At 54.2% G+C, this 15,045-nt stretch carries 9 protein-coding genes and 2 pseudogenes; 9 read left to right on the top strand and 2 right to left on the bottom strand.

Going from position 1 to position 15,045, the window contains the following annotated elements; genetic code table 11:
* Positions 1 to 283: 283 nt before the first annotated feature.
* Positions 284 to 1,279, bottom strand: a complete 996-nt coding sequence (locus IEX53_RS22945; protein WP_188826500.1) for a hypothetical protein — start codon at positions 1,277 to 1,279, stop codon at positions 284 to 286.
* A gap of 260 nt (positions 1,280 to 1,539) precedes the next feature.
* Here IEX53_RS22945 and IEX53_RS22940 point away from each other — a divergent pair, with 260 nt between their 5' ends.
* The 9 genes and pseudogenes from IEX53_RS22940 to IEX53_RS22900 all read left to right on the top strand — a co-directional run.
* Complete coding sequence (locus tag IEX53_RS22940; protein ID WP_188826499.1) at positions 1,540 to 3,150, top strand: hypothetical protein; 1,611 nt, start codon at positions 1,540 to 1,542, stop codon at positions 3,148 to 3,150.
* Between the two features lie 132 nt (positions 3,151 to 3,282).
* Positions 3,283 to 4,860, top strand: coding sequence for a hypothetical protein (locus tag IEX53_RS22935; protein ID WP_188826498.1), 1,578 nt, complete (start codon positions 3,283 to 3,285; stop codon positions 4,858 to 4,860).
* A gap of 67 nt (positions 4,861 to 4,927) precedes the next feature.
* Positions 4,928 to 6,493 (top strand): hypothetical protein, encoded by a 1,566-nt coding sequence (locus tag IEX53_RS22930; RefSeq protein WP_188826497.1) that lies wholly within the window; start codon positions 4,928 to 4,930, stop codon positions 6,491 to 6,493.
* A 117-nt stretch (positions 6,494 to 6,610) separates the two neighbouring features.
* Entirely contained in the window at positions 6,611 to 8,134 is a 1,524-nt protein-coding gene (locus IEX53_RS22925; RefSeq protein ID WP_188826496.1) for a hypothetical protein, read from the top strand.
* A gap of 356 nt (positions 8,135 to 8,490) precedes the next feature.
* Positions 8,491 to 10,047: a hypothetical protein gene (locus IEX53_RS22920; RefSeq protein WP_188826495.1), complete on the top strand. Its 1,557-nt coding sequence runs from the start codon at positions 8,491 to 8,493 to the stop codon at positions 10,045 to 10,047.
* A gap of 115 nt (positions 10,048 to 10,162) precedes the next feature.
* Positions 10,163 to 10,957, top strand: coding sequence for a hypothetical protein (locus IEX53_RS22915; protein WP_188826494.1), 795 nt, complete (start codon positions 10,163 to 10,165; stop codon positions 10,955 to 10,957).
* 77 nt (positions 10,958 to 11,034) lie between these two features.
* The gene (locus IEX53_RS22910) at positions 11,035 to 12,444 is read left to right on the top strand and encodes a hypothetical protein (protein ID WP_188826493.1); all 1,410 of its coding nucleotides are present in this window, start codon (positions 11,035 to 11,037) and stop codon (positions 12,442 to 12,444) included.
* A gap of 315 nt (positions 12,445 to 12,759) precedes the next feature.
* A pseudogene (locus IEX53_RS22905) lies at positions 12,760 to 13,450 on the top strand (transposase); the annotation flags it as partial.
* Positions 13,450 to 13,701, top strand: a pseudogene (locus IEX53_RS22900) (recombinase family protein); the annotation flags it as partial. The pseudogenes IEX53_RS22905 and IEX53_RS22900, both read left to right, overlap by 1 nt.
* Positions 13,702 to 14,246: 545 nt before the next feature.
* Here the strand turns inward: IEX53_RS22900 and IEX53_RS22895 are convergent.
* Positions 14,247 to 14,849: a hypothetical protein gene (locus IEX53_RS22895; protein ID WP_188826492.1), complete on the bottom strand. Its 603-nt coding sequence runs from the start codon at positions 14,847 to 14,849 to the stop codon at positions 14,247 to 14,249.
* Between the last annotated feature and the right edge of the window lie 196 nt (positions 14,850 to 15,045).

Genomic DNA, 15,045 nt, shown 5'->3' with positions numbered 1-15,045 from the left:
GCCATGGCAAGATCAAAGGCAGACCGCCTTCGACTTTGCCTTGGGCTAAACCGGACAGTAGTGGGCTAGCCCCGAGGATATGCCATAGGGAAAAAGATAAGCAATTACCGTCCTGACACAATATGCAACGATAGACTCGGGATAGGCCGAGAATGACGGCGAGAGGGGCGCTGTTTCGAGCTAGTTCTGACAGACTCCAGCCGCAACACCTCCGCTGCGGTGGCGCAGCGGAACAGCAGCGCCCGTCCGGTGACAAGCATCGGCATCACGGCTGGCAACGGCTTCACGCCGATGTGTTACCAGCGAGAACGGCGATTTGGCCTGCGTTCAAATAGTCATTTTTGGTAGGTGGATAGACCGCAAGACCGCCAATCGTTTCCTGCGTGGTCGATACGAGATAGAGGCGCGCGCTGCCTCTGGAATCGGTCACTCCGATAATGTGATCCCCCATGAAATCATCCTGTATTACCCGCCGATCATTCTTGGCGACGGGCTCTATGTCGCCTTCATCGAGAAATGTTCTGATGGCCGAAAAGAAATCGAAACGCACGCCGGTGGCCAGCCATATTACAGCATAATCCGGAACCGGCATGCCGGAATCAGAATCGGTAACCGTTACGCCGGCCACCGAGGTGTACTTGCCCCCGCTCGAACCGGGAGTCTGGTTATTATCGGGCGCGACGGGAAGATTGGGGTTGGATAGCCATGGCGTGATCTGGAGAAAGTTGGTGCTGATATTATTATAAAAAAGCATCCCCGAAGGACTGGGCACCACAGAGCCGGCCCATGTCGGCGGTAACCCCGCTACGTTGAGCGTGACGCTGGAAGGACTTTTCACAACGCCAATGAATATGGCATAGCCTTTCGTCCTGTCGGCGCTGATGTTCGTGACGAATTGCGTCTTGCCACCGGTACCTATAGCATCGAATCCGGTCTCGATGCTAAATGACAGTTGTGCGCCGTCCAGGATAGTCGCGCCTCCGGTCATCACGACGCTTGCCGTGACCATCAATATCTGGCCGTAATGAAGCGTGGTGGTGCTGGCTGGAGTTACGGTGATCGTTCCAGCTCCAGCGGTGGTGGATGTTTCGGTGATTGGTCCAGCCATTGTCCTGTCCTTGTTTTTGCCCGGCCACGGATCCGTGCGCACGATGCGGGTTGCGTTTGATGCCGTTTCCTTACGGAATCGATGCGAATCATAAATTCTACTATTAAGTGTAATTGTTGTCGGAATTTCTCGCAATGAGATATTTCCCCACGGTGCCATGGTTATCGTCATCGCTCCTGCATCGTCGTGATGGGGAGATGCCGAGGCATGGATTCCAGTGACGAGCATTTGGATGACGGCATACCCGCTCTGCTATCCGATATCCGTCAGCAGATTAGCCAGTGGCTAACCGTATTGCGCGAATATACCTAGATTAACACACGCAGTGGTGGCACAGTGTGGTTCGCATGGGCCTCAGGAGGAGACCCACATCAAACGCAATCCGCATCGTGCGCACGGATCCGTGGCCGGGCAAAAACAAGGACAGGACAATGGCTGGAGCAATCACCGAAACATCCACCACAGCTGGAGCTGGAACGATCACCGTAACTCCAGCCAGCACCACCACGCTTTATGTGGGTCAGATATTGATGGCCACGGCAAGCGTCGTGATGACCGGAGGCGCGACTATCCCGGACGGTGCACAGCTGGCAATGACCGTCTCGAACGGAATCGATTTTATAGGTACCGGTGGCAAGACGCAGTTCGTTACGAACATCAGCGCCGACAAGACGAAAGGCTATGCCATATTCATTGGCGTTGTGAAAAGTCCTTCCCTCGTCGCGCTCAACGTAACGGGGGTACCGGCGACATGGGCCGGCTCTGTGGTGCCCACTCCTTCCGGGCCGATAACGTTTACCACGATCTCAACCGACACGCTCTCGGCCCAAGTCACAGGCGTGGACAATCACTATGTTCCAGTCGCCGGCAGCGATAGTCTGACACCGGGGAGTTCGAGTTACCTGGTGACCGCCAGCGTGCAGGTGCTCGACTCCACGAAGCATCCAGTTGGAGCCGGATATTGCGTAAGATGGAAAAGCGTGTCGAAGATTGGCCTTTTCGTCGGCCACATGAACGCTTACCTCAACAAGACCGACACGCAGGCCATTGACGCGCAATCCCCAGCATATGATCAAACGAATGACGAGCTTTATACGGCGACTGATATCCACGGCGTCGCATATGTCTATCTGGTTGCCACGACGAAAGCGGTGCCCGCTCAACTGCGCGTCATCTTCCCCGGCAACAACTTTGAATATGCCGCCGGCAACTTTATCGTGGCCGCCCCGGGAACGTTGACGGACACGCAACCGGATGCACCCATTTCCGATGCGACCGTTGGCGACGGCGGCACCGTGGACCTCAAAAATGCCGCCGGCGGTACGGTGAGGGTTCAGGTCCCCTCTTATAGCGCGGCTACAGATACCGATTATATTTATGTCTTCATAAACCAAAAATATCAGATGGATTTTCCCTGGTCAGAGGGGATGAATGTGACATGGAATGGCTGGTATAATAAAAGCGATACGGTAAATGACGACGAGACGTATAATATCCTGCAATATATCGTCGGAACGGCGCAGGGCGACGTCTATAATTCAATCGGACAAGCTTATCTCGTAAAGGGGCCGATCACGTCGGGAGTCCCGTCTGGCGGCCAGCTCAATCCGCCAAGCATCGAACACACAGTATCGGAAATCGGATGGGATCTTGTACAGAATCCCGTCCAGGTGCGCGTAACTTTTCCCTATAGCGACAAGCTTGCAGCGGCGGATGGTGATAACATCACTGCTTATGCCGTGATCGATGCCTTTGAAGAAGGAACAAACGAGGAGATGACGCCGACACTCTCCGGCAGCGTTTCCAACTTACCGGATACTAACGTCCAAGCGGGGTTCGTCGACGTTCCGATCCCAGGCGCAGGATTTCAATATTTGGGAGATCAATCCATACCCCCCTACACGCGCGGGGGCGTTGATTTCTATTACACGGTCACCCGCGCCGGGCTGACGCCGGGCGAAGGCACCACATCCGAACCGTTCCACTGCCATCTGGACGCGATTCCGCGCGGCGGCATCGGCAGTGATGAAGGCAAGAAATGATCCATAGGAAATAGGGCAACGCCCTTCCTGCAAGGCGCGTCGCCATTTCGCTGATTTATTGCGTCCATTTATTGCACCCGGGCTGGTCCCTCCCACTTACGGACCGGCGAGCGGGAAAAAGAGGATAAGACCATGCCCGGAGCTATCAATATACCCCTACCCTCGGAAATTTATTACAATCAGATATTCATGATCACGGCGGAAGTCGTGATGGCCGGGGGATCGACCATACCGCCCGGCGCCAAATTGTTTCTGCACAGCGTGCAAGGGGGGCAGGCGGTTAATTCCGGACTGCCGCAACCCGTAATCAACATCAGTTCGAACAGGACAACCGGCTCGGCGATATTCCTTGTCAAGGCGACAAGCTATAGCGACCTGCTGTTTACCGTGTCACCGGTACCGAGCACATGGACCAACTCGACGCCCCCGACGCCCGCGAGGGTTCAAATCGACCGGATCAGCTTCGCAAAGCTCACCTTCGTTGTGACGCCCGTCGACAATGCCTTTCTTCCGGTCGCGCCTGATTCCAACCAGTTGCCGTCGAACGCGACATACACGACGATCGCCAGCGTGCAGGTGACCGAGGACCCCGTCGGCAATCCGAACGGCGCCAAACCGGTCGGGGTCGGATTTTGCGTGCAGTGGCAAAACCTGGCGAAGAACGATCTTTTCAGAAGTTATATGAGGACCTTCCTCAAAGAAACCGACACGCAACCCGTCGCCAATGATTCCCCATTATATAATTCATCCGGATACATTTATACGGCCACGGACAATCAAGGCATAGCGCGCATCTACCTGGTTTCCACGCCCACGCCGGTGACAGGCAATCTTATGGTCGAGATGCCTATCACGGGCATCCGATATTCCGCGGGAGATTTTGTGGTAGCCGCCCTGGGAACCCAGACGGACACGCAACCGGATGCCCCCACCTCGGACGCGACCGTTGGCGATGGCGGCACCGTGGACCTCAGTAAGGCCGCCGGCGGCACGGTGAGGGTTCAGGTCCCCTCTTATAGCGGGGCTACAGATACCGATTATATTTATGTCCTCATGAACAAGAAATATCAGATGAGCTTCCGCTGGTCACAGGGAATGAATGAGACCTGGAATGGCTGGTATAATAAAAGCGATGCGATAAATGACGACGAGACGTATAATATCCTGCAATATGTCGTCGGAACGGCGCAGGGCGACGTCTATAATTCAATCGGACAAGCTTATCTCGTAAAGGGACCGATCACATCGGGAGTCCCGTCTGGCGGCCAGCTCAATCCGCCGGAAATCGTCGGCACGCGAACGGAAATAGGATGGGATCTCGTACAGAATCCCGTCCAGGTGCACATAACCTTTCCCTATGGCGACAAGCTTAACCCCATGAAGGGGGACAACGTCACGGCCTACGCCGTGATCGATGCCTTTGAAGAAGGAACCAACGAGGAGATGACGCCGACGGTCACCGGCAGCATTCCTGACCTGCAAGACACTGATATCAAAAACGGGTTCGTCAACGTTCCGATACAGGGTAAGAAATTTCAATATTTGGGCGATCAATCCGTACCACCCTATACGAAAGGGACGGTGGATTTCTATTACACGGTCACCCGCCCTGGACTGAATGCGGGCGAAAGCACCACATCCGAACCGTTCCACTGCCATCTGGACGCGATTCCGCGCGGCGGCATCGGCAGCGATGAAGGCCAGGAGTGATCGCCGGGAATAAGGCGCCCCCCCACTCTATGCCCGCCAGTCCCTGACAATCAGGAGGAGAAAGACAATGAAAGAACAAGAGACGGCATCGGGAACTATTACCGTTGGTCCGGCCGCCAGCACCAAACTTTATTCAAACCAGCTTTTGATGGTCACGGCCACAGTGGAGATGACTGGGGATAAGGCTATTCCGGATCAGGCAGAAATAGTCCTGAGCGTGCCTACCGGCGGAACGATCGAGGGAAACAATCCGCAGCCTGTCGTCATTACCGATGCCGGTCAACCAGGCAGAACGCGAGGTGTGGCGACGTTTTTCGTCAGGATAACGGGCCCCAACGCCGTGAAGTGCAACGCCGACCCTGTGCAGTCAACATGGGACGGCCTTCAGATAAATTCGGGCTCCCAAACCTGGAACACTATCCTCGACCATACAGTGAGGCTCTCAGTGTCAAACCTGGCCAAGCCGTTTATTCCCCTCGCCCCGGACGATAAACAGCTGCCCAGTGCTACCGAATACACGCTCATTGCCTGCGCAACTGTGACCGACTCAACGAATGGTGACGCACCTGTGCCATCCTATGTCGTTCAGTGGCAAAGCCAAACAGGCATAGATCTTTTCATGACCAACATGAACACCTACCTCAATGCGACCGACACGCAGAAGCTGACGCCAGAAAGCTCTGCTGTTCGGGGGGGGCCAAATGATGGCGGCTATAAGGTCTATTCGGCAAGCGACGACCAAGGTATAGCGCGGCTGTACCTGGTATCCACGACACAATGGACGTCGGGCGGTCTTAAGGTTGTTCCGTCCGGTGCAAGCGAATACGTCTATCCAGGAGGCAGGTTTCTTGTGTCCAACCCCAACCTGCAAACCGCTAAAACGCCCGCGAATCCGCAAACTCAGGGTGCGGATGCCGTCATAAACCTTGACGAAGTAGTCGGGCCTCGCATGGGTGTCCTTATTCCGGACTACCAGGACGCTCAGGAAGGCGATTTGATAGTCACGCTAATGAATGGCATTTCTGAGGACCATTTTCTTTGGTCATCGAGTTCCACAGGCGGCGCCTATAATTCTTCCTATGCAAAGATCGATACGATTAATGACGGCGTCAATGATAATATGCTGCAATATATCGTCGGGACGACTGCGGGCGACGTTTTCAACTCGCAAATTCAAATGTTCCCGGCAACGGGGAAAAAGACCGTCGCGGTTCCTAACGGTGTGCTCAATCCGCCAGATATGAAGGATGGGGTACAGATCGGCTGGGCCCGTGCGCAAAATCCCATCCTGGTATATGTACCGCTGCCCTATGATAAGGACACTCCCGCCAAGGAGCACGACCAGATTAAGGTCTATGCCAATATCGATGCATTTTATAATGGCACATCCGACGAAAGGACGCCGGTAGCAGTCGGCGCGAACCCCGATCTTCAAAAAGAAGATATAACCGCCGGCTACACCATCGTTGCGGTCGATAACACCCCCTTCCTGCATCTCGGAGACGAGCGGGTATCGCCGTACAAGCGGGGCCAGGCGATCTTCTATTACCAAGTCATTCAACCGGGACTAGCCCAAGGCATAAAATCCACGTCCATGCCACTCACAGCCCATGTCGACGCTGTTCCGCGTTAGAACCTTGCAACCCTTTCTCGGGCCATTTCCCAGGAAAAACGAACCCCATTCGAAACGACGTTTTTATTCGAACTTAATTGCATCGCAAGAGATGCGGCCATATTCAGGAGTAAAAGAATGACTGGACAACTACCCGAGCCAGCAGGAATAATTTCCTTAACCCCTTCCGGCGTGACCAAACTTTATCTCAATCAATTGTTGATGGTCACAGCCACCGTAACCATGACCGACGGCGCCAGCACCATTCCCGACAATGCGCAGCTGGTACTGGGAACGCCGGAGGGATTTGCGATTGATGGAAATGGTACGCAATCGGTAACAATAACCGATGCGGACAGGACACAAGGCGTAGCGACGTTTTTTCTAAGAGTAACCAGCACCACTTCAGCGTCATGCACCGTCTATTCACGTAACTTCTACGTTCCACTAGCGTCGCAAACTTGGAACACCATCGCGAACACCCCCGTCAGAGTTGCGCCGGTTGGTGTGTCAAAACCCTATTTACCCGTCGCTCCGGACAACAACAGGAATCCGAGCTCGGTGGGATACACGACAATTGCCGCCGCAGTCGTTACCGACCCCGCCAACAACGACGCCCCCGTAGCATCCTACGTTGTAGAGTGGACAAACCCGCAGAACATCGATCTCTTCATGTTCTATATGAATACGTTCATGAATGCGACCGACACGAAGAAGCTGACGCCAAGCAGTTCTGCCGTCAGAGGGGACCAGCAGGCGGGCTACAAGATCTATACCGCAAGCGATGATCAAGGTATTGCGCGGCTGTATCTGGTGGCGACCACGCGACCGGTGTCCGGCAAACTTGCACTGTCGCCGTCCAGTTTGGAACAGTCCGTCTTTGCGGCAGGCAATTTCATCGTGGCAGATTTGAAAGCAGCCTCAGCACCAACCCTGCCGCTCCCCTATCCGGAAGATACGAACCTTGACGCGGTTGCGGGCCCTCGGGTGGGTGTGGATATTCCGGATTATCCGGGCGCCCTAGATGACGACGTGGTCTGCACTCTGCTCAATCGTCGCTATGAGGATAGCTTCTATTGGGGCGCTCGCCCCAGCGGCCGTTACGACTCTTCTTATGCCAAGGCCGATACGGCCGGTACGGCCGGTACGGGTTTGAACTATCTGCAGTATGTCATAGGTACGGCAACTGGTGATGTTGCAAACTCGCCCATTTTGGCGTTCTCGGTCACAGGGGCAGAAATCATCGCCACGCCGCCGGGTGTACTTTCTGCGCCGACTATAGTTGGGGCCGCCGGTAAGATCGATTGGTCTCTCGTGCTAAATCCTGTCATTGTACGGGTACCGTTGCCCTATACAGGCAACACGCCCGCCAAGGCAAGCGACCAGATCAAGATTTATGCCAATATCGATGCTTTCCTGAATGGCATAGAGACAACGCGAGTTGTTACCGGCGTTACCCAAGTCCTGCAAAGCGATATAGATAACGGACACTGCTTCGTTTCACTCGACAATACGAGGTTTCAGTATTTGGGAGATCAAACGGTTCCGCCGTATAAAAAGGGAACCGCTGATTTTTATTATGTGGTTGTTCAATCTGGCCTGCCGGCCGGCACGGCGTCGACTTCGCAGACATTGCGTTTGCAACTCGACGCCAATCCCTAATTCACGTTAGCCACGCACTTGAGCGCGCCCTGTCTCAGAGTGCGAGAGGCTTGCGGAGTGGCAGACGTTCTGTCCGCCGCTGAAAGAGGATTTCCTTTTACCGCCCCTTGCCGCTTGGGTAGCCCGGGCCACCCCAGCAGCAATGGTCCAGAGAATCCAACAACTTCATCATAACATCAACCATTTCACCCCTATTTCGATTAGAATCGCTTGACACTTATAACGAGAACTATCAATAATACTCAACCATTCATTGAGAGGCAAAAGCTGTGGCGTCGGGAACACTCACAATTACACCATCTGAGAGTACCGCACTTTATCGGAATCAGCCGGTGGTTATAACCGTGACTGTTGTCATGACAGACGGATCCATTCCAGGCGGCAGCACGGTAACAATCTCCGGCCAGAATTTCCGATGTTCCCAGCCAACTCAAAACATCGCTCCAACGGGTGGCCAGAATGGCGTTGCTACGTTCCTGATAGGCGTTGATGCTGATGCAAGCTCAGTTTCTGTAGCCGCGTCAACGACCATTCAGGGAGTGGTCGCTCCCCCACCCAACAATTATCAAAGCATCGGCACGGCCAAAGCTGCCATGTTGGGGTTATCCAAGCACTACGTCCCTCTCGCACCAGACGATAGCCAATTACCCAGCGCGGATGAATATACGACAGTGGCGACGACCGTCGTCATGACAGGCGATAATCCTCCACAGGCAGTGCCTGGTTATACCATCGATTGGTACCAGGCGGGGAGCGGAGGCGATATCGGTCTTTTCGATTCGCGTGTCAGGACCTTCCTTGAAATCGATGCACAAGAGCCTCTCACCCCAAGCGATCCAAGGATGATCCTCAGCGATAACAAAATGGGCTATTTCATCCGGTCCACAACAGATGACCAAGGCTATGCTAGACTTTACCTCGTATCCAAAAAGGACACGTGGGGAACTGACAGCAATATCCCTAAGGGTATCGGCGTCTGCGGAACCCTCCAAGCCTATCTCTATTTTGATAACCCCAGCCCGGCGGGCACATTCGTCACAGTTGACCTCACCAAGGACAACGTCCAGCTGCAAGGCGACACCATTCAAGTGGAATATCTGGACGCGGGAAGCGCTGTGCTAAACTATCCCGACATCACAACCGGAGACCTCGTCCCGGTCCATATACCGCAAAATTACAAAAATGCGAACGACACCGATGTCTACGTTACCGTCATCAACGGCATAGCAACGGCTGTGGGCAACACCGATACAAGCGGAAACGGACCTCATTGGAACTCCCATTTTCCGAAGGCTGACGGCTATAGCGACGAGGGTGAAAACGCGAACGTCCCCAACCAGCTGCAGTTCGTCGTTGGCACACAAACGGGAGAGGCCCATGCTTCGCAGCAACTGACTTTCCAGGGAACCGGCAGCCGGGGCACAGACGAGCCTCCCGCCCCATCAGACAACGCTCCATCTTCCCCGGTGTTGCTCAACCAGGAAAAAGACTATCCGAATACAATCAACAGCCAGGTCATAAACAATCCGGTAACCTTCCAGATATCGCTTGATAAAAACCAGACCGGGGGCTGGGGTACTCCGCAAATCGGAGACCAGATCACGCTTACTGCCTATCTCCACGGTTGGGAGGACGGCACCAACAACAAGAAAACGGCGCAGGTATCCCCCCCCCTTCCCTATACGATAGACAATATCGACCAGACCAATGGTTATGTGCAGATCGCGCTCGATAACACCCGCTTCAAAGGTTTTGGAAAAGCAGGGTACCCCTCTTACACAAAAGGATGGTGTGACGTCGCTTACTCTGTGAGCAGAGCGACCGTGGCCCTGCCATACTATTCCAACATGTCCCATTTCATTTTATCGACGGTGCCGCCTTCCAAAGATGATGAGGGGCTCATTATCGGATAGCACAGTCGCGGAGCGCTAAAGCTCTTTCACGAATGGATTAGAAATCACCCGCCCCGGCGCCATCATCATTCTAATCACCCGCGATAATACAACCTTAAGATAAAGGATTTTTCAAATGTCACTTGAAAACAACACACATCAACAGAAAGACGACTCCATTCCGCTCCAGTTCAACGTGACTTCGCAGGCTATGATCGTCGCCTCCGATCTTCCGCAATTCCACCCATGCAACTATGTCCGGGTTTATGGCAAGCCAGGAGCCTGGATCCAAGCATGGGTTATGTCACAGGACATACAATTTGACCATCAAGGGAGCTCCGATTGGACCAAGATCGAGCCGGTCCAGTATCAGCTGCAGAGCCAACAAGGCGGACTCCAGGGCGGCTTCGTGGATTTCACTCTTAGGGGGCGAGATAGCCGTGCCAAAGGTTCAATCCTGACTGCGGGGGAACTCTACATTCAATATATGAATAGCGCTTCTGGTTCTAATCCTCAGCCCCAATCCGTGCTCTTTTCCGACGCCTGGCTGGACGTTCCCGGCAATTACAACGATCTTCTGGCTTACAATGTGGTCTCCAACGCGCCGGCCGACGGCAATCAGCAGTGCTTTATCTATGTGATGATCAATAAGACGATGCTCTCGCAAATAACCATCGTGAGGGCACATATCCTGGATGGAAGCGCCAAGCTTGTAAACGGCCAAACCGGGAATTCCACCACGGACACTTATGGGATAGCTGACGATGGAAGCGCCGGGATAGCGACGATTCCCTTGACAGACACAGTTAGCGAACAGGTATCGGTACGTATTGAACTGCCCGAGTCCACCACCGGTTCCGGCATTACAATTGGTCCCGTGGGTGGGACGCCCGGCCCTGTGTTCCAGGCATTCCCCGTGAATACTCCATAATAGGGGAGAAATGTCGCCACGCACCGGCTGCTATATTTAAGCAGCTTGTATTTATTCTTGTAAATCGGAGATATTTCATGACGATGCTTACAGCCCTCTCATCCGGCGAAACATGTTCCCTGGACGGAAACCGCAATGCGCCAAAGTTTCCTCAAGCGGACGTCTACGGGGTAATCTATGTCAACGAATTGGCCGCCACCCAATGGATTATAGTAAATGTCGGCCCTTATACATCACCGGCGCCCGGAGATGTACTCAAGGCATATTTCGGCTCGATGATGGCGGGAAAGCTGCCTATTACTACACAAAATGTAGCCGGACCCTATTGGGTGCTATGCAATCCCGCTCATATTCCGAACGGCACCTATTCGGTTTATGACACAATTACCGACTCGGACGGCAATTGCACGACTTCCCCCACCGCCTCAGTAACAATAGCGGGTTCCACCGCGAGCGGCGCCCCTGGTCCCGAATTTCCCGACGCTATCAACGGGATCCTGCCATATCAGGTCCTTTCCGACCAAGGATATGCCACCATTCGGGCTCGGTATGGTATCATCGCAGTGAACGACCAGGTAGAGTTTCATTGGACAGGCACCAACTCGCTTGGATTTTCGGTACCTGGAGCAAAGTGGGATAGCCAGAAGCTGCCTGTAAACCAGAAAGACAAAGATCAAGGCTATATCGAAACACAAATACCCTTCGATAATATCAAGGTTCTGGGAGATCTCGGCACCGGCACAGGCACCTACACCGTTTATCCCCAGGCAGGCGGGGCACCGATCGACTCCCTACCCACCGAAGTCCTGCTTTCCTTCGCCGATGTCAAATCCGTGCAGGTGAGCGCCAGCCAATATGCGCCCACCCTTGTGCCGCCCCCGCCAGCGCTCTGGGCCCCCTTTGCCTATAATTGGGTGAGTGTATTCGGCGCTCCAGGCACAACGGTGAGAGTGTATGTGACCGATGGACTGAGCATTGTGGACGCTCAAGGAGCCAAGGAATATCATCCCCAGTTGGACCAGAATGGGATGGCCAAGTTTATGGTCCAAAGCAGTGTGTCTTCCGGCATTGTTTATGCTTATCTGCCGGGATCAACCGATCGTTTCACGCCCCACGCATATCTGACCTATTATACCGATCCGATTGATTCACAGCAGGAAATTATCCAGGGTTATAATTATACAAGCGGCGCTCCGGCCGACAATGCCACGTTTAACATGATCTATGTCTTGGTCGACACCTCTCATGCGTCGAAAAAGCTGACGGTAAACATAACAAATTCGTCCACGGCAACGATCAATGGAGAATACAATCCTAAGGTCGATGTTCCACTCTCTTCTGACGGAACGGCCGTCATTAGAATATTTGACACCATTCCAGAGAGCGTGAACGTTACTTTGCATATTGAAGGCGACGCGCAGAATGAACCGTTAGCACTTCCTCCAATTACTTTCGTCGAGTTTCCTAAGCCGCACGGGACGCAATAACGAAGCTATAACCAGCGCAACTGTCTATGTTCCATACAAGAAATTGAACTTGTTTCAAATAGCCCAGCGTTCCTGAGCATCCGAAAGGATTGCAATAGATAATTTATTGCCTTCTAAACTGCGAGTCAGCGCTCCGCAAATGCGATTTCTGCAGGCCTGCCGGTAGCACGGCAGGCTCTCCTATGCCCTTCGAAGTTAAAGCATGTCTCCCAAAATCGGGGAGCACTTCAAGCCACGACGGATTGTTGACGTTGACCTGCCACGGGTAATTTCCTCCAGGATGGATTAGAGTCCGGCCTATTAAAGGACGGACGAATGAAGAAGCAGCGATTCACAGATTGGAGGCGAGACCTGCGGCTCGCCGGAACCAGATTATTGCGGTGCTGAAAGAACAGGAGGCTGGCGCGAAGGCGGCTGACCTGTGCCGCAAGCACGGAATTTCAGAAGCGACCTTTTACAATTGGAAGGCCAAATACGGTGGCAGGGAAGTCTCCGAGGCGAAGCGCCTGAAGGCGCTCGAAGAGGAGAATGCCAAGCTGAAGAAGCTGCTCGCCGAGCAGATGCTGGATGCTGCTGCACTCCGCGAGCTTCTTGCAAAAAAATGGTAGGGCCCGCCGCCAAGCGTGAAGCCGTCGCGCATCTGAAGGCCGTCATTGGCCTCTCGGAGCGGCGGGCCTGCCAGATCATATCGGCTGACCGGAAGATGGTGCGCTATCGGTCACGCCGGCCGTCAGAGGCCGAACTGCGGAAGAAGCTTCGCGACCTCGCCAACGAGCGACGGCGTTTCGGCTATCGGCGGCTGTTTGTCCTGCTCAGGCGGGAGGGAGAGCCGTCCGGCCTCAACCGCGTCTACCGGCTATACCGGGAGGAAGGCCTGTCGGTTCGCAAGCGGAAGGCCAGGCGGCGTGCCGTCGGAACGCGTACCCCGATACTCGTCGAAGCCAAGGCCAATGCCCGCTGGTCGCTGGATTTCGACATCGTCGATGACGTGACGCGCGAATGCCTGGAATCGCCGCGCCGGGCGGTGGCGAATGGGGCTTCAGCACCATCAATGGCAATCCGAAGCGGGGCAACGGCATCCTCAACAACGAGATGTATATGTATATCGGTAAGCTGGTATGGAACCGCCAACGCTTCATCAAGGATCCGGACACTGGCAAGCGGCAAGCACGGATGAACCCGGAATCCGAATGGATCACGCAGGAAGTACCGGAACTGCGCATCATTGACGATGCGTTGTGGGATGAAACTGGCGCGGATGCCGCCGAAGCGCTGGCTGGCAATGCTGCCTCCGATCCCGCGCGGCAACTTTGGAACGCGTGGCAGTCCGCTTGTCTCAACACCGTTGCCCTGTGGGAGAAACAGCAGCGCCTGGAGACCCAGCTCGTCAATACCATTGGCTTTCCGCACGCCAAGGTCTACCTGCCGGACGAAGATGCCACCTTCTCCATCTGGTGGCAGGGTGACATCGGGGACTATTTTGGCAACGATCCCGCCCTTGCCGATATCCGCGCCAAGGCCGAGGCCGATTTTGCTGCCCATCAGGCCCGTTGGGACACCGAGGATGAACGCATCGGCTATTCCGCCGCCAAGCGGGCGGAACACGCCGCCGCCGACCGTCAGGAGGAACTGGTGGAGGCCCTGACGGACACTCCAGCCACGACGCTTGCAGGCGTGCGGGCAGTTCGGCCGCTTCGCGCCGCCATTTCGGTCGTTCAGGTTCCCATCTTCGCCACAAGCTGCCACATGCAGCAGTCAGATTCGTTGATCATGAGAGTTCTGCGATCGCAGCGCGTCGTGATTTATTGGTCGCTTCGCTTAATCAAGTATCCTGCAATTTCGCCAGAGGCATGCGCATCCCTCGCCATTGCAAGGGAATGACCACTAGCGCGCCAAATTGAAATCTCGTCTCCGAACATCCGCTGTGAGACAAGACATAGACTAGAAAAAATCTTTGGCCCCATTGGGACAAGAACAATCCGCGCGACCCCTCGTAACGACAGTATCAGCGATCGCATCTCCCAAAACGTCTGATACGGTGAAAGCACCGGGTATTTGATAACTCGATCAGAGCTAATAAGCTCAAAGAATGAAGAGTTGGCCTCGCTAACCTCTTTTTCAAATTTCGGGTCACTTCCAATCGGAAAGAAAGCAAAGGTTGCACTTGGATCCAGAAATTCAAGCGCGCCGACTGCGTGATCAGTCTCATACCCTAAGCCGAGAACGAGCGCAGTTGGCCGTTCAGGATTAGATGTCCATCCGCCAAAGTTATCAAGCGGTGCAAAGTCCAGAAAATCTAGTTCCTCGGGCGGCGGCGAAGCGAAAACAGCTACAGAATACAATACCGTTATCTCCGCATTCTGAAAGAAATCACTGTCCAGTAACTCTGCAAGCAATGCAGCCATAGCTCCGCGACTTAGCGAGGAGACATCAATGCAAATCCTAGAACCTGAAAAATCCGCGGCAGCGTCCAAATTTAAAAGTCGGTTTTGAATGGAAACGTTGCTTTGTAACTCATGGCCACCACATTCTCTAAGTGTCCGTCCGGCGACTTCGTGAATCGGGAGAATCGGTTAGCGAATTTGGTATTGTACGGTCTGA

This window comes from Paramesorhizobium endophyticum, assembly GCF_014640615.1.
Taxonomy (GTDB): domain Bacteria; phylum Pseudomonadota; class Alphaproteobacteria; order Rhizobiales; family Rhizobiaceae; genus Paramesorhizobium; species Paramesorhizobium endophyticum.
Note: the sequence above shows the minus strand (reverse complement) of the source record. Positions and strands in the feature narration are given on the sequence as shown.